Source organism: Legionella anisa (assembly GCF_001467525.1).
GTDB lineage: Bacteria > Pseudomonadota > Gammaproteobacteria > Legionellales > Legionellaceae > Legionella > Legionella anisa.
Map to the genome: position 1 here is coordinate 414,815 of NZ_LNXS01000054.1, position 16,523 is coordinate 431,337.

The window sequence follows — 16,523 nt, forward strand, 5'->3', positions numbered from 1 at the left end:
ATTTTCTAGATTATGAACGATACATTGAAGACTTATTCGCCTATAGATAATTCTCTTTATGTGGAGCGTGCTTTTGCCAATAACCATGAGATTCAAGCCGCATTCGATAGAGCAGTAGGTGCAAAAAAGCAGTGGGCTGCGACCACTATAACTGAGCGGGCGAATTATTGTACTGCTGCGGTAGATGCTCTGGTTGCTATTAAGGATGAGATTGCCAGCGAAATTTGCTGGCAGATGGGAAGACCAATTTGTTATGCCGCCGGAGAAATTAACGGCCTTGAAGAAAGGGCTCGTTATATGATTGCTGCCGCAAATGCTGCACTTGCTCCGATCAGATTACCTGAAAAACCAGGTTTTCTTCGGTACATCACACGTGAGCCATTAGGATTAACCTTCGTCATTGCTCCCTGGAATTATCCTTATCTTACTGCAGTCAATGCAATTATCCCATCCATTATGGCTGGCAATGTCGTGTTGCTGAAACATTCTGCACAAACACCACTTGTAGCAGAACGGTTCGCTCAGGCATTTAGGGAAGCAAATCTTCCACAAGGGGTTTTCCAGTATTTGCATCTAACGCATCCAGATACGGAACAAGTCTTACGTCATCCAGCCATAAATCATGTCGCTTTTACAGGTTCTGTTGCTGGTGGAGAGATGGTTGAGCGAGTAACGGCTGGGCGTTTTTTGAGTATAGGATTAGAACTTGGAGGAAAAGATCCTGCTTATGTTCGTTTTGATGCAGATATTGATAAAGCTGTAGATACGCTTATGGATGGAGCGTTTTTCAACTCAGGCCAATCCTGTTGCGGGATTGAGCGTATTTATGTGCATGAGAAGGTTTATGATCATTTTATTAACAAAGCAGTCGCATTGGTGAAACAATATAAGCTCGGACGTCCGGATGAACCGGAAACAACTTTAGGACCACTTGTTCGCCCATCTTCTGCGGAATTTGTTCGCGCACAGATTCAAGAAGCCCTGACCCAGGGTGCTGTAGCACATATCGACAGTCGAGATTTTGTTATGGATCAACCAGGATCTGCCTATATGGCTCCGCAGATTTTAACCGAAGTAAACCATAAAATGCGGGTGATGACAGAAGAAACGTTTGGACCAGTTGTCGGTATTATGTCCGTTGACAGCGATGACGAAGCCATTGCATTAATGAATGACAGTAACTATGGATTAACCGCGGCTGTGTTTACCCAAAATATAGACCAAGGAATCGCGATTGGTGAGCAACTTCACACGGGAACATTTTTTATTAATCGTTGTGATTATCTCGATCCTGCCTTGGCTTGGACTGGCATTAAAAACTCTGGGCGTGGATGTACACTCTCTTCTCTAGGATATGATGTACTGACCCGACCTAAATCTTTTCATGTAAAAATGATCGATTAGAAAGGAATTGATAGATGAGCACCTTATCATTAACGGCTAACTGGAACTATCCTACTTCGATAAAGGTTGGGGTAGGTCGTGTTCGTGAACTGGTTGATGCCTGTCATGCTTTGGGAATGAAATCCCCATTGTTAGTTACAGACAGTAACCTTGCAAAATTACCAATGATCGAATCCGTATTGAAGAATTGTCGTGATGCGGGTTTGCTTATTGCTTTATTCGCTGCTGTAAAAGCGAATCCTACAGGTGAAAATGTGATGGCTGGTGTAGATATTTACCGAAAAGGGCAACATGATGGGGTCATTGCCATAGGTGGCGGATCTGCTCTTGATGCAGGTAAAGCCATCGCATTGATGGTCGGACAAAATTGTTCCTTATGGGACTTTGAAGATATAGGAGATAATTGGCGACGGGTGAATGTTGCTGGTATGGCCCCTGTTATCGCGTTGCCGAGCACTGCGGGTACTGGTTCAGAGGTGGGGCGTGCTTCGGTTATTACCGACACGCAACAGCAGCGTAAAAAGATCATTTTTCACCCCAAAATGTTGCCTGCCCTAGTTATTTTAGATCCGGAATTGACAGTAGCTTTACCTCCGAGTATCACCGCAGCAACAGGTATGGATGCATTATCTCATTGCTTGGAAGCTTATTCTGCTCCTGGCTATCATCCATTAGCTGAGGGAATTGCTCTGGAGGGGATACGCCTAATAAAAGAACATTTACCACGTGTAATGCAAAATGGTAGGGATATTGACTCCAGAACACAGATGCTTGTCGCTTCTCTGATGGGAGCAACAGCTTTCCAACGTGGTTTGGGTGCTATGCATGCACTTGCTCATCCCTTAGGAGCGATTTACGATGCTCATCATGGTCGATTAAATGCCATTTTAATGCCCTATATATTGCAAGCCAATCGACCGGAGATTGAGCATAAAATCACGCGGTTGGCGGCTTATTTGGAGATTGACAATGGATTTGATGGATTTCTCAATTGGATACTGCAATTGCGTCGTGAATTAGGTATCGAGCATTGTCTGAGTGAAATTGGCATTGATGAGCAACATGCTACACGTATTGCAATAATGGCAACAGAAGATCCTTCAGCACAAAGCAACCCCATCCTTTTCGACCAGCAGCAATATAGTAATATTCTCATGGCCGCACTCCATGGGGATGATGCTTATCATTCTAAGATTGTAGGAATGAGATTGGCGGAAGCACCTTAAGGAATTCCATAGGGACACTATGAAAATCGGAATCTTGCAATGTGACCAAGTAGTGCCTGAATTAATTTCTTTACATGGCACTTATTCAGAAATGTATATCAAACTACTGCATCAAGCAGAGCCTAATTTGATATTTACAGTTTATGATGTCTGTCATGGTGAACTGCCAGCCCATATTGACGCCGAAGATGCTTATATTATTACTGGGAGTCGCTATGGTGTTAATGACGGTTTTTCATGGATTACTGCACTTGAAGAATTGGTCCGATGTCTTCATGCAGAAAGAAAAAAAGTCGTAGGGATTTGTTTTGGACATCAGCTTATTGCGAAAGCATTAGGAGGTAAGGTGATTCAATCTCCCAAGGGTTGGGGGATAGGAATGTCGGTAAATAAAATCACACAGCATAAATCTTGGATGGTTCCATCTCTTGGCGCGCTCAACCTACTCGTTAGTCACCAGGATCAAGTTGTAGTTCTACCGCCAGAAGCAGAAATTCTCGCTGCAAGTGATTTCTGTCCGTTTTACATGCTGCAAATTCGCGACAATCTATTTACTGTACAAGGTCATCCTGAATATAGTAAAAATTATATCCAGGCACTGATTGAAATCCGCAAGCACAAGCTGAGTAAAGAATTGGTCGATCAGTGCTTAAAATCATTACAGCAACATTGTGATGATAGAGCATTTTCTAGCTGGATTGTTAAATTTTTGAGTTTTTAAAATAAGAAAATAGCGTATGCCTCAACTTTTTTATTGAAATATCAATAGGTCATGGTTGAATTTAAATTTATTTGCTAGAATCTAAAGGGATTTAAAAAAAATATTAAACTTATAGGGAGAATAAAATGAAACGTTTCGCTTTAGTTGCAGCAACTGGTTTATTAGCGTTAACGCTAGCTGCATGTGGTGAGCAAAGTAACAAGCAACCTACTACAGGAACAACTGACACGACTACAACACCACAACCAGCACCAGCTCAACAACCTGCTGGCGGAAATCAAACCCAAACTCCAAATCAATAAAATCTTTTAACCTGGGTGAAGGCTTAAGCCGTAACCCAGGATAATCTCCACCTATTCATATATTCATGAACTCTTTTGATAAACTAATCAAAGAAATTTCCGCAATTCTTAAAAAAAAGAATTGGCAACTCGTCACGGCTGAATCATGTACCGGAGGACTCATTGCAGGTTATCTCACTGAAATTTCTGGAAGTTCAGTCTGGTTTGAACGGGGATTTGTGACGTACAGTAATCTCGCCAAAGAAGAGCTGCTGTCAGTGCCTAAACAATTAATTGAGGAATATGGTGCAGTCAGTGAACCTGTTGCACAGGCTATGGCGATTGGTGCGTTACAACATAGTGCAGGACATGTAGCTGTCTCAGTTACTGGTATTGCGGGTCCGGATGGAGGTAGCCTTGAGAAGCCAGTGGGGACTGTGTGTTTTGGTTGGGCTGCTCGAGACATGAATCCCAGGATATTAAGAAAACAGTTCACTGGAAACCGACACGACATACGCTTGGCTGCATGCCAAGAAGCTTTATCAGGCATTCTTTCTTACATCAAGTAGCATCACTTCCCTGTCCTCACATGATTTTGGTGATTTGATATGCTAACTGATAACTCATTTGTTTTAGAGAAAATTTCGAATGTATTTGAAATTTATGTTTTTGACAGGAGCACCACGTCTGAGTATGTAATCTATCTACTTTTGTAGCGTTATGCTGGTTAAATCATTAGCCACTGACAGCCCTTTCCGTTTCAATTCAATTTGAGCACGATCTGTAAAACTTATTCTTGATTCCTCGGGGGTAGGAAAAAAGAGATGCTTAGCGGCATTAGAAATATCAATTACTACTCGTTCTGCATATAATGAAGTAGCTATGACGTCAGAAATTGGTGATGGTTTTTCATTTTTACTTTGCATAAAATTCACTATATTAAAGAAAATGTATTAAAATTTTACCATATAGTTAAAAATATTATCAACACCTGGTTGTGAAAGAACAGTATTAGCGTTTTCGCTTTATTCCCCAACATGGATTTTTGACCCCATCATTCACTTTTCTTTTCTGAGTCATTAATTCTGTTTTTGCATTTACTTAGGCTTGAGCAAAAAAACTCTTTTAATCCGGTGAATCAATTTGCTGCTTGTTTCTATCTGTGTGATAATTTTACCCTTGCATAACTCTAACTACCTGGAAAATATTATGGAAGAAAATAAACAAAAAGCATTATCAGCTGCCCTCTCGCAAATTGAACGTCAATTTGGTAAAGGATCAGTGATGCGTATGGGAGACAGCAACGTATCCCGAGATATAGAAGCCATTTCAACAGGATCTTTAGGATTAGATATCGCATTGGGAATTGGTGGTTTGCCCAAAGGACGTGTTGTTGAAATTTATGGTCCCGAATCTTCTGGTAAAACCACCTTGACCTTACAAGTAATTGCAGAATGTCAAAAAATGGGAGGCACTGCCGCATTTATTGATGCAGAACATGCTTTAGACCCTAGCTATGCACAAAAACTGGGTGTTAATGTGGATGAGTTATTGGTTTCTCAGCCCGATACAGGGGAACAAGCTTTGGAGATTACCGATATGCTGGTGCGTTCAGCCGCGGTAGATGTAATTATTGTCGACTCTGTTGCGGCATTGACTCCTAAAGCAGAAATTGAAGGAGAAATGGGGGATTCACATGTTGGTTTACAAGCTCGACTCATGTCACAAGCTTTGCGTAAATTGACCGCTAATATTAAACGATCCAATACGTTAGTTATTTTCATTAACCAAATTCGTATGAAAATTGGTGTGATGTTTGGTAGCCCTGAAACAACCACTGGTGGTAATGCACTGAAGTTCTATGCTTCTGTCCGCTTGGATATTCGTCGGATTGGGTCAATTAAAAAAGGCGAAGAAGTTTTAGGTAGTGAAACTCGCGTTAAAGTAGTTAAGAATAAAGTTGCTCCACCATTCAAGATGACTGAATTTGATATTCTTTATAATGAAGGTATTTCTCGTGAAAGTGAAATTATCAACTTGGGTGTCCAACTCAATCTGATTGAGAAATCGGGTGCTTGGTACAGTTATAAAGGAGAGAAAATAGGCCAGGGTAAGGATAATGTTCGCTTGTACCTTAAGGAGAACTCTCAAGTTGCAGCAACTCTTGAACAGCAAATTCGTACTGAACTCCTAGAGAAAAAACTACCTATGCTTGCATCCGCTAGTGCCGATGAATTTGAGACAATTGATGACTAAAGCATTTGATAGTGCTGTGCGCCTGTTATCCAGGCGCGAGCACAGTAGGGTAGAACTTTATGATAAATTGAAACAAAAAGGATATAATCCAGTAGAAATAAAAAATGCGCTGGAGGAATGCGAACGCATGGATTTACAAAATGATTATCGTTTTGTAGAAATATACAGTCGGTCACGCATTCGTCAGGGTTATGGACCTTTAAAAATTAGTCAGGAATTAGGTAGTAAAGGAATTAATAAGGAATTAATTCATCAATTCTTACAGCAGGAGGATGATAATTGGTTGGCTTATGCTTTAGATGTCTGGCGAAAAAAAAGTAAAGGTCAATATGATTTATCTTTTGAGGAGCTCCAAAAACAGCAGCGGTTTTTGCTTTATCGTGGATTTGGTATGGATATCATTGCTCAAGTAAAAAAAGAATTGGAAAAATAAAGATGAAATCGTAGCCTTGAGAAGGGAACGTAATTCAGAATCGTAGCCTGGGTGCAGCGCAGCGGAACCCAGGTTTTCTGACTTGAATAAAACTTCTCAACCTGGTTCCGCTGCGCTGCGCCCAGGCTACGATTAAAAGATTAAAATTAACTCAAATTGGTGTTGATTATAAATGAAAAGTTCTGAAATTAGACAAGCATTCTTTGATTATTTCACACAACGCGGTCATCAATTGGTGGAATCCAGCTCTTTAGTTCCTGCGAATGATCCTACTTTATTATTTACTAATGCAGGGATGGTGCAATTTAAGGATTTATTTTTAGGACTTGAAACACGTTCTTATCAACGGGCAGTTACTGCACAACGTTGTGTACGCGCAGGCGGTAAACACAATGACTTGGAGAATGTGGGATATACAGCACGACACCATACATTTTTTGAAATGTTGGGTAACTTTAGTTTCGGAGATTATTTTAAGCGTGAAGCAATAAAATTTGCTTGGGAATTTTTAACTCAAGTTCTGCGTTTACCTGAAGAGCGCTTGTGGGTGACTGTTTATAAAGAAGATCAGGAAGCAGAAGATATCTGGCTCAAAGAAATGAAAGTTTCAGCCACACGATTCTCGCGTTGTGGGGAAAAGGATAATTTTTGGTCCATGGGTGATACTGGCCCTTGTGGTCCTTGCACTGAAATCTTTTATGATCATGGTCCTGAAATTCCAGGTGGTCCTCCTGGAAGCCCGGATGAAGATGGGGACCGATATATAGAAATTTGGAACCTGGTTTTCATGCAATTTAACCGGGATAAGGATGGGAATTTGCATCCTTTACCTAAACCTTCTGTAGATACAGGTATGGGACTTGAGCGACTCGCTGCGGTAGTTCAAGGCGTGCACAGCAACTATGAAATAGACAGTTTCCAGTATTTAATTCAATCCACGGCAAAACTTGGAAACATTACCAATTTAAACCATACCTCTTTAAAAGTAATTGCTGATCATATTCGCTCTTGTGCCTTTTTAATTGCTGATGGAGTGATTCCAGGCAATGAAGGGCGTGGATATGTATTAAGAAGAATTATAAGAAGAGCAGTACGACATGGTAATAAGTTGGGCTTGCCAACTCCATTTTTTTCGCGATTAGTAGAGCCCTTAATACAGGTAATGGGGGATGCATATCCTGAATTGATACAATTTAAAGCGCATATAGAAAAAATCCTTAATCAAGAAGAAAATCAATTTGCCCGTACGCTTGATCAGGGTTTACGTCTCTTGCAAGAACAAATGCATTCTCTTGGAGGCCACGAAATATCTGGAGAAATCGCATTTAAGTTGTATGACACTTATGGCTTTCCTGTTGATTTGACTGCTGATATTGCGAGAGAACAAGGGCTTTATGTGGAAATGGATGGTTTTAATCAATTGATGCAACAGCAAAAAGCGCAATCTCAGGCTGCTAGCCAGTTCAGCGCGGATTATAGTGCCAGTGCCCAATTGGACCACCAATCTGATTTTCATGGCTATGAGAAAGAGGAAACAGAAGCAAAAATTATTGCTTTGCTGTTCGAAGGAAGTGAAGTGGAAACCTTAAGTCAAGGTATGAAAGGCGCTTTAGTTTTGGATCACACGCCTTTTTACGCAGAAAGTGGGGGCCAAGTCGGGGATAAGGGAGTACTCACAAGCACAGGCTTTCGTTTCCGTGTTGATGACACGCAAAAAAATGGTCAAGCCATAGTGCATTATGGTGAAGTGGTGGAAGGTACTGCAACTCTAGATCAATTCGTTAAGGCACAAATAGACAATGAGCGTCGAGAAGCAATTCGTTTAAATCATACAGCCACTCATTTATTGCATGCTGCTTTAAAAACAGTGGTAGGACCACAAGTCCAGCAAAAAGGTTCATTGGTTGATGCAGAGCGTGCGCGTTTTGACTTTTCTCATTTTGAACCATTAACCGCAGAACAAATTAAAGAAATTGAATCGTTGGTTAATGATCAAATTCGTGCCAATCATGAAGTGGTCACTCGAATTATGGATATTGATTCTGCTAAAAAAAGTGGTGCAGTAGCTCTTTTTGGAGAGAAATATACTGATAAAGTGCGCGTATTATCCATGGGTGAATTCTCTAAAGAACTTTGTGGTGGAACGCATGCGCAACGGACAGGTGATATTGGTCTATTTAAAATTGTTGCTGAATACGGAATTGCCAGTGGCGTGAGGCGTATCGAGATGGTCACGGGACGTTATGCTTTAGCATGGGTTAGTGAACAACAGTTTATGCTGAACGAATTAGCTTCTTTGTTAAAAACCACAACAAATAGTTTACCGGATAAAGTAGGACAGCTACTTACTGAAAATAAAGGTTTAGAAAAAGAAATCGCCAAATTACAAAGTGAGAAAGCACAAAAATCAGGTGCTGATCTGGCAAATGAAGTGGAAAAAATTAATGGAATCAGTTTGCTTGTAAAACGATTGGAAGGTGTAGACAGCCAAACTATCCGTACTACTTTGGATCAACTAAAATCCAGACTCGATTCAGCGGTAATTGTTTTATTTACCATAGACCAAAACAAAATGAATGTGATTGCAGGAGTGAGTAAAAATATTTTAGGTAAAGCACCCACTGCAGCTGCTTTAGTAAGGCATCTATGTGGAAAAGGCGGTGGTCGTGATGATATGGCCCAGGGCGGAGGAGAAGTCCCAGCTGATTTAGAGAAAAAGATAGAGGAAATTAGAGAAATGGTGCGCCATTCGTGAAAAATGATGCCAAGTAGCCTGTTTTGTTTCTAGGCTACTTATCTGAAAACAACCATACATAAGGACATGACATGCGTTTTCTGCAAGAGTTTAAGCAGTTTGCCATCAAAGGAAATGTGATGGATCTTGCGGTTGCTGTGGTTATAGGCGCCGCATTTGGCAAAATTATTAGCTCTCTTGTCAGTGGTATTATCATGCCTTTAATTGGTTTGTTACTCGGTGGAATCAATGTCGCAAATAGGACGTTTACCGTAGGTGATGCGGTTGTAAAATGGGGAGAGTTTCTCCAGGCAGTGATCGATTTTACTATCATTTCGTTTTCAATTTTTTTAGCAATTAAAGCGATTTCCTTATTAAGAAAGGAAGAGGAACAGAAAGAAACCCCAACAAAGGAAGAAACTTTATTAACTGAAATTCGTGATTTGTTGAAGGAAAAAAAAGATAAATCCTAAGTATTTGCAAACCTGCTATAATTTTAAACAGGAACCCTCAATAATCATTAATAAGGATAATTAATTATGGCTGGGCTACTGAATTTAATCGCTGTAATTGTTATTTTCGGGGTGGTGTTGTGGTTAATCGATACTTTTATTCCTATGCCACCATCAATTAAAAGTCTGTTAAATGTGCTGGTACTTATCATTCTAGTGATCTATATTTTACAATTTTTTGGCTTGATAAAAACAATCTTGCCCATGATTAAGATCATAAAATAAATCAATCGAATACTGTAGGTTGGGTCATTTTGACCCAACAATTAAACTGCTCACAATGTCTAATATTACATGCAGTGAATTGGTGTAGAATAACGTCAATTTTGTCGGGCCAATGTGCGCGACTTACGTTTGTTAATTTTATACTCGAAATAACAAAGACTTAAAATCCTAAGCCCTCATAATCGTTCATATAAAAATAATTTGTTAATAAATTCTTAAGCAACAGTATTCCATAATGATAAATGTCAAAAGGGCCTTATATTGTCACTTGGTTAAGTAAATGATTATATTGTTATATAAAAATACAACAATAATGTATAATTAGCACGACATTTAATTAACAATGTTTATTCCATATTTACTGAAACAAGTAAATGGATGAGGTTTTAGGGCGCTATTCCGAGCAAAGAGGAGAAGATAAATGGCACAAGCTAAAAATGAACAAGCATTACGTTCTGTAAATGAACAGATTCAATCAGCAAAATCTGCTCTTGGCGAAATGAAATTTCCAAAGTCAAACGGTGTAGCTTTACGATTCTTAGAATTAGCTCAAGAATCACCCATGCAGGTTATAAGTAAAACTCTTCAATCTAAAAATGATTGGGGTAAAATGATTAAGGAATATGGGAGACTTCAAGAACAGTTCAACGCTATCCAGTCAAGATTTACGGATGCTGTGGAAAACGTAGTTGAAGATAAAAAGGAATTTGAAGAAGCAACGAAACAGTATTATGCAGCTTTACTCGTTATGACTGATTGTCAAGTGTATATGGCAAACGCATTGGGGAAACGACTGAAAAAAGACGATACCGAAGAGCGAATTAATCTTCTAAAAAATGAGAGCCAAACACTTTCTAAAAATATTGAAGCATTTAAAATGAATGTTAATAGAGCTGTCCAGAATATGGGGGAGCACCAGTTAACGAGTATCAAGAAAGGAGAGGATGTACGACTTAACGAGATCATTCCAAACATAAAATCAGCTTACGATCGTGCATATGATCAGCATAATCCGTTTTGGAAGTGGGTTAAACAGCTATTTCAAAAGAGTGATAGAGCGAAGGAAATTAATTTTTTAAATGCATTATCTGAGCATAAGGAGTGTTCTGAATTCGTTCGATTCCAAGCAATACGCTTAGTTCATGGAAAAATTCAAACGGAATGGTTTGGTGAAGGTAGTAAGCTGGGTAAAATGTTAGGAGGGCTTCTAGATAATGGAAAGTTTTTCGTTGATAAAAATAGTGACGAAACTTTAGTTAATTTTCTTGAGCAGCATGAAGAACTAAAAGAATTAATGCCTGATAGTTTAAAAGATTATCTAGCGGAACAAGATAAGGAATATAAGGACGTAGCTCGAAATGTATTTTCTAACAGAATACAATGATAGTTAACCAAATTAAGTTGTAGCTCTTTCAACATACAATAAGAGATGCATTAACAAAAAGTTATTAAAGAGTTCCACTTAAGTGGAACTCTTTTGCATCAAATTTTGCCCATTCTTTTATAAAGAAAAAAGGGCAATCGGGTAATTATCGCCATAATAATTTTCCAGAAATAAGGATAATAGAACATTCTTTTTCTACGCTTCAATGCGTTCCAACACGCTTTCGCACAAGCGTCTGGTGGGGCCGCATAAAAAATACCAGGTAAACCATAGGTTTGCTTGGTATCAATAAAACCCAAGCGGGCAACGGTAATGTGTTGATTTGGACTTGCAGCCTGTTGTAGACCCTGGAGGTAAATTTCAATGCTTGCTTTACTGGCTCCATAAAGACTGTTTTTGGAGCGTCCTCGACATGCAGCAACCGAACTTAGGAACAGCAAATTATATTCTTTTTGTTGACGATTTAAGTAAGTATGGATCAATAAAGTAGTAGTCAAAACATTCAGTTTGATAAGATGAGCGATTGTTTCACTATTTAAATGATCGTTATCAGTGAAGTCACTGTGTGCAATAAACAAATCAAGTTCGCCATCTTTTGCTTTAAGTGTTGAAACTAGAGCATCAATTTGTTCAATGAGATCCAAAATAAGTACATCACAACTGATCTGATACCTAAGTTTGATATCATTTGCGATTAGATTGAGTTGTGTTTGTTGGCGTCCTACTAAAAGTAATTGATGTCCTGACTGGGCAACAATATGCGCAAATTTTTCTGCAATGATGGAGGTTGCGCCGATTATGACCCATATTCTCTGTGTCATTTTTTTAGCCCTAAACGTTGTGCCAGATCAGAGTGCATGCTACATCCATAGTGCTCAAGGGTTTGAGAAAATTGTTCATGTTTCCCATACATCTGGTGAAATTGTTCTTCATTCAAAAGTAAATCCTTCGCCAAATAAACTCGACCCTTATGTTCAGTGATTAATTGATTCATGGCTGAGATTGCCTGCTTCGCTTGTAAATTATGAATAAAATCAATTGCTAAGGTAAATCCTGGTTTACAAAATGAGAGCAAACCTTCGCCTGATTGAGTGAATAACTTGAGTACAGCAAGAGTAGGTGTTGCTTTATGATCTCTAATCAACTGTACTAACTGTTCCAAGGTGTCAGAAGCATGGTTTTCACTGAATACCGCTTGGAATTGAATTAATCCTTTAGGGCCATAAAGCCTATTCCAATGCATGAGTTTATCAAGGGGATTATTGAATTGTTCAAGAGTGAGTTTTTCGTGTCCTTTTTTACTATTAAAGAAATACTGATTAAATAATTTGATATTCCATGATTTGATTAAAGAAAAGGGAAGACTAGGTATTGTATGGATTTTTATTCTTTTAGTGTCGAAAGGCTCACAGTGGTCCGCCACTGAAAGAACAGCACGCAAAGCAGGATTGAGTAGATCAAGCCAAGCTACTTGATAATCATGGTGAATACCCGTGGTTTTCATATATTCAGTGAGTATTTGAAACGATTCGAATTGCTGATGTTTTGCCTGCACAAAACGAGGCGCTTTTTTAAGACGGATCGCTGCACGAGTGATAATACCCGTAAGGCCTAAACCCGCAATTGTGGCATGAAATAGATCGCTGTTTTCATTAGGACTGCAATGAAACTTTTTACTTCCTATCAATAAATCAAATTCAATGAGATGGTGGCCAAAACTACCTGCTTGATGATTGTTTTTTCCATGCACATCGTGAGCAATTCCACCAGCAACTGTAATGTGGATCGTGCCTGGAATAACAGGAGGAATGAAATCAGGATGCACTAAAAATAAATCTTTAAGTGATACTCCTCCTTGACATTGTACAATACCGGTTTCGTGATCAAAATTGATAAAATGATTCAGACGTTCACTGTCGATAACAAAACCATCAGTATTAAAGCAACTGTCGTTGTAGCACAATCCTGAACCTCGCACGAGCATGTTTTGCTGAGGATTGTGCGCAAGATAATCCGTAAGTTGCTCTTCATTCTCTGGGCGTAGGCAGAAAGACTGGCTGGAGCGTGCACGGCTAAAATTAGTGAGCGTTCTTATTTTGCTGCGCATTTTGGCATCATTTAATTATTTTTGAATATTAAGACTATAATTCATTTAAGAGCATAATTAAAAGGAATTATGATGAAAACCTTTTTAATCTTTTGGGGCTTTCTTTTTTCATTTGTAGTGTTTGCAGCAGATATTCCTTCGGATGACTTGGGTGCCCAAAAATATGATAGAACGCAGTGTCTTTATAATACTACTCAAGATTGTATTAATTCACAATGCCTGACCTCAGAGGAAACTGATTGCCAGGATAATTGTCGAAAAATGGCACAAGCAAAATGTCAGCAAGAAATTAACGAATAAAATTGAGTAGATTTTTTTCATTAATTTGGATGCATTGTCAAATGATTGGCATATGTTTTTTGACTGTCAAACCAGCACGTCTTTTTTTCCAATTCATAATCAGAGGTGTATTGGAAATTAGGTAATGAGCGACGCTTTTTTATAAATGGCATATAGTTTGCATAAGCCTATTCAATAGAAAAATCATAATGCTTATTTGAATGTAATGAGTGAATTCAAGTTTAAAAATTAGTATGGATTGCTTATATGGCTGATAAAAACGTTTTATCACAAGAAGAAATAGATGCGCTGCTGAAAACGGTTGGTGAGTCTCAGGAAGAAGACCACCCAGCAGCAGAGGCTCAAACAGCTACCATAGAAAAATCGGACCATAAAAAAGCAAAAAGCGGTAAAAAGGAAGTATCTAATGCTGTATTTGAACCTGTTGAACTACAGCAAGAGGGTGATGTAAAAACACTTAACTTTACTGCTCAGGAACGTATTGTCAAAGGCAAGTTACCTGTACTAGACAGAATTTATGACCGCGCGGTGCGTTTATTTGCTTCAGATATTTATAATGTAACTGCCAAGGATTTTGAGATCAAACAAGATCCGTTGCTTATTATAAAGCATCGTGACTTTATGGAGGGCTTACCTAATCCAAGTTTAATGAGTATCTTTAAATTCAAACCATTACGAGGCAAAGGCATTATTCTTTTTGATAGTACTTTTGTCTATGATCTTGTTGACTATTATTTTGGTGGCAGCTCTCAATTCTTTGCTCAAAAAGATAGAACCGATTTTACTGCGACTGAGCTGCGTGTTATGGATGTGATCACGAAAAAACTTATTGCCAATCTTACTCAAGCGTGGAAGCCAATTACTCAGCTTGATATCAGCAAATTTAATGATGAAACGAACCCACAATTAGTCAACATAGCAGAACCTGGAGAAATGCTACTCGTTGCACGCTTTTCAATGGATTTTGGTAAAGAAATTGGTACTTTCTATTTTATCTTGCCTTACTCCATGGTTGAACCTATCAAAGAGCAACTGGAACTTGGCGCCTCTCGTCCAGATGATGAAATTGATCCGAACTGGGTTAAATCATTAAAAGAAGAGTTAATGGAAGTTGAATTAACTGTAAGTTCTGTAATGGCTGAAGCAAAAAGTACTTTGGGAGCTGTAATGTCGTGGCAAGTAGGTGATTTTATACCTATGGAAATGAAAGAAATAGTGACATTAGATGTTGAAGGAACGCCAGGTTTTACAGCAACTCAAGGGACCGCAAATGACAAGCGTGCTGTAAAAATAATTAAAAATATTAGTTACTAGGAGATGAGGAATGTCTCAAGAAGCAGTCGAACAACCTAAACCATCAAATACTCTTCCTCAGGAAGCAGACAGTGAAAAAATGGATTTGATTTTGGATATCCCTGTTTCGGTGACTGTAGAAATTGGCCGCACCAAAATGACCATCCGTAATTTACTCCAATTAAACCAAGGTGGAATTGTTGCCCTTGATTGTTTAGCAGGCGATCCGCTTGATGTTTTAGTCAATGGGACTTTAGTTGCACATGGGGAAGTCGTAGTAGTTAATGATAAGTTTGGTGTGCGATTGACGGATATTGTCAGCAAAGCAGAACGAATTAAGCGATTAAGATAATGCAAAGTGTACTCAATCATGGCGAGCTCTTGCGTATTGTCATGGGCTTATTGCTGGTTTTATTGCTCATCATTGCATTGTCTTGGGTAGTGAAACGATTACATGGAATACAAATGGGTTCAGCAAAAGGATTTCAATCCATAGCGAGTATGATTTTAGGACCTAAGGAAAAAATTACCTTGTTAAAAGTGGGAACGCGTTATTTATTAGTCGGCTCCGGTTCTGGACAGGTTACGCTGCTCTATGATTTTGGTGAGCAATTGCCGACTGGCTTTGACTCTATAAATAAAACTTCGTTTGCAGATCTGCTTAAATCAGTTGCGAAATCATAAGATGAAGATAATGAATTTATATGTACGAAAATGGTTATCATTTGTATGGGAGGTGTCATCCCTACGCCGGAGAGGATCTAACTCTAATCAAATATCGATGCAGATTCAGAAATGGATTTCCGCCTTCGCGGGAATGACAAAGTTAATGGCAGCGGGAGCGGGAAGTTCTAAATCCTGGGTTACGCTTCGCTTCACTTCAGCTACTGTGTTCATCATTGTCTTATGTTTCTTCCCCCTGGTTTTACAGGCGGCACCTTTATCCTTACCTGCATTAACAGTACAACCTGGTGCGAATGGAGAGCAAACTTATAGTGTTAATCTGCAAATTTTGATTTTTATGACCTTGTTAACTGTTTTGCCAGGAATGTTGATGGCAATGACAGCGTTTACGCGAATAATTATTGTGCTTTCCATATTACGTCAAGCCATAGGTATGGCGCAGACTCCTACGAATCAAATCTTGATTGGTATTGCTTTGTTTATGACTTATTTTGTGATGTCTCCCGTCTTTAACAAAATTAATGAAACTGCAGTACAGCCTTATCTTGCAGAGACTATAAAATTTCCTCAAGCTTTGACGAATGCACAAGTTCCTTTACGTCAATTTATGTTAAACCAAACGCGTAAAAATGATTTATCCTTGTTTGAAAAATTTGCTCAAACAAATCCAGCGACTCTTAATGACGTGCCAATGAGTGTAGTAATTCCTGCATTTATTACCAGTGAATTAAAAACAGCTTTCCAGATAGGTTTTATTTTGTTTTTACCTTTTTTAATTATTGATATGGTGGTATCGAGCGTTCTGATGGCTATGGGTATGATGATGTTATCACCTTTGATTATTTCATTACCCTTTAAGATCATGCTCTTTGTGATGGTTGACGGCTGGACACTTATTTTGGGATCACTTGCATCAAGTTTTGCTATGAGCTAAATGGCGCTGCATCCAGGCCACGAATTATA

General features: G+C 38.9%; 19 protein-coding genes. 16 read left to right on the forward strand and 3 right to left on the reverse strand.

The window, feature by feature from the left end:
- The first annotated feature begins 12 nt into the window (after positions 1-12).
- The 5 genes from Lani_RS18225 to Lani_RS18240 all read left to right on the forward strand — a co-directional run bounded on the left by Lani_RS18225 (position 13) and on the right by Lani_RS18240 (position 4,201).
- Positions 13-1,404 carry an aldehyde dehydrogenase family protein gene (locus tag Lani_RS18225; RefSeq protein WP_019233224.1) on the forward strand — a complete coding sequence of 464 codons (1,392 nt, stop codon included), beginning with the start codon at positions 13-15 and terminating at the stop codon, positions 1,402-1,404.
- A 14-nt stretch (positions 1,405-1,418) separates the two neighbouring features.
- Entirely contained in the window at positions 1,419-2,630 is a 1,212-nt protein-coding gene (locus Lani_RS18230; protein WP_019233223.1) for an iron-containing alcohol dehydrogenase, read from the forward strand.
- A 19-nt stretch (positions 2,631-2,649) separates the two neighbouring features.
- Positions 2,650-3,351, forward strand: a complete 702-nt coding sequence (locus Lani_RS18235) for a GMP synthase (protein ID WP_019233222.1) — start codon at positions 2,650-2,652, stop codon at positions 3,349-3,351.
- Between the two features lie 125 nt (positions 3,352-3,476).
- Positions 3,477-3,653 carry a hypothetical protein gene (locus Lani_RS20580; RefSeq protein ID WP_019233221.1) on the forward strand — a complete coding sequence of 59 codons (177 nt, stop codon included), beginning with the start codon at positions 3,477-3,479 and terminating at the stop codon, positions 3,651-3,653.
- A gap of 65 nt (positions 3,654-3,718) precedes the next feature.
- On the forward strand, positions 3,719-4,201 hold the full coding sequence (locus Lani_RS18240) for a CinA family protein (RefSeq protein ID WP_019233220.1): 483 nt from the start codon (positions 3,719-3,721) through the stop codon (positions 4,199-4,201).
- Positions 4,202-4,336: 135 nt separating this feature from the next.
- On the opposite strand, the gene Lani_RS18245 is transcribed toward Lani_RS18240, so the two are convergent.
- Complete coding sequence (locus Lani_RS18245) at positions 4,337-4,558, reverse strand: hypothetical protein (protein ID WP_019233219.1); 222 nt, start codon at positions 4,556-4,558, stop codon at positions 4,337-4,339.
- A 283-nt stretch (positions 4,559-4,841) separates the two neighbouring features.
- Here Lani_RS18245 and recA point away from each other — a divergent pair, with 283 nt between their 5' ends.
- From recA to Lani_RS18275, 6 genes are all read left to right on the forward strand, one after another.
- Positions 4,842-5,888 carry a recombinase RecA gene (recA, locus tag Lani_RS18250; protein ID WP_019233218.1) on the forward strand — a complete coding sequence of 349 codons (1,047 nt, stop codon included), beginning with the start codon at positions 4,842-4,844 and terminating at the stop codon, positions 5,886-5,888.
- The gene (recX, locus tag Lani_RS18255; RefSeq protein WP_019233217.1) at positions 5,881-6,321 is read left to right on the forward strand and encodes a recombination regulator RecX; all 441 of its coding nucleotides are present in this window, start codon (positions 5,881-5,883) and stop codon (positions 6,319-6,321) included. Before recA ends, recX begins: the two co-directional genes overlap by 8 nt.
- 172 nt (positions 6,322-6,493) lie before the next feature.
- Positions 6,494-9,076, forward strand: coding sequence for an alanine--tRNA ligase (alaS, locus tag Lani_RS18260; RefSeq protein ID WP_019233216.1), 2,583 nt, complete (start codon positions 6,494-6,496; stop codon positions 9,074-9,076).
- A gap of 71 nt (positions 9,077-9,147) precedes the next feature.
- Positions 9,148-9,528, forward strand: a complete 381-nt coding sequence (gene mscL / locus Lani_RS18265; protein ID WP_019233215.1) for a large-conductance mechanosensitive channel protein MscL — start codon at positions 9,148-9,150, stop codon at positions 9,526-9,528.
- A 66-nt stretch (positions 9,529-9,594) separates the two neighbouring features.
- Positions 9,595-9,792 carry a Thivi_2564 family membrane protein gene (locus Lani_RS18270; protein ID WP_019233214.1) on the forward strand — a complete coding sequence of 66 codons (198 nt, stop codon included), beginning with the start codon at positions 9,595-9,597 and terminating at the stop codon, positions 9,790-9,792.
- 421 nt (positions 9,793-10,213) lie between these two features.
- On the forward strand, positions 10,214-11,176 hold the full coding sequence (locus Lani_RS18275; RefSeq protein WP_019233213.1) for a hypothetical protein: 963 nt from the start codon (positions 10,214-10,216) through the stop codon (positions 11,174-11,176).
- A 98-nt stretch (positions 11,177-11,274) separates the two neighbouring features.
- On the opposite strand, the gene Lani_RS18280 is transcribed toward Lani_RS18275, so the two are convergent.
- Together Lani_RS18280 and Lani_RS18285 are read right to left on the reverse strand one after the other, a co-directional pair.
- Positions 11,275-11,997, reverse strand: a complete 723-nt coding sequence (locus tag Lani_RS18280) for an SDR family NAD(P)-dependent oxidoreductase (protein WP_019233212.1) — start codon at positions 11,995-11,997, stop codon at positions 11,275-11,277.
- Entirely contained in the window at positions 11,994-13,283 is a 1,290-nt protein-coding gene (locus tag Lani_RS18285; RefSeq protein ID WP_019233211.1) for an FAD-binding oxidoreductase, read from the reverse strand. The genes Lani_RS18280 and Lani_RS18285 overlap by 4 nt, the downstream gene beginning before the upstream one ends.
- Positions 13,284-13,352: 69 nt before the next feature.
- On the opposite strand from Lani_RS18285, the gene Lani_RS18290 reads away from it, so the two are divergent.
- The 5 genes from Lani_RS18290 (at position 13,353) to fliP (ending at position 16,494) form a co-directional block, all read left to right on the forward strand.
- Positions 13,353-13,583, forward strand: coding sequence for a hypothetical protein (locus tag Lani_RS18290; RefSeq protein WP_223499431.1), 231 nt, complete (start codon positions 13,353-13,355; stop codon positions 13,581-13,583).
- A 246-nt stretch (positions 13,584-13,829) separates the two neighbouring features.
- Complete coding sequence (gene fliM, locus Lani_RS18295) at positions 13,830-14,897, forward strand: flagellar motor switch protein FliM (RefSeq protein WP_019233209.1); 1,068 nt, start codon at positions 13,830-13,832, stop codon at positions 14,895-14,897.
- 10 nt (positions 14,898-14,907) lie between these two features.
- Positions 14,908-15,228 (forward strand): flagellar motor switch protein FliN, encoded by a 321-nt coding sequence (gene fliN / locus Lani_RS18300; protein ID WP_019233208.1) that lies wholly within the window; start codon positions 14,908-14,910, stop codon positions 15,226-15,228.
- A complete protein-coding gene (gene fliO / locus Lani_RS18305; protein WP_019233207.1) occupies positions 15,228-15,560 on the forward strand; it encodes a flagellar biosynthetic protein FliO in 333 nt (110 codons plus the stop codon). The genes fliN and fliO overlap by 1 nt, the downstream gene beginning before the upstream one ends.
- Positions 15,561-15,657: 97 nt before the next feature.
- On the forward strand, positions 15,658-16,494 hold the full coding sequence (fliP, locus tag Lani_RS18310) for a flagellar type III secretion system pore protein FliP (RefSeq protein ID WP_019233206.1): 837 nt from the start codon (positions 15,658-15,660) through the stop codon (positions 16,492-16,494).
- Positions 16,495-16,523: the final 29 nt, after the last annotated feature.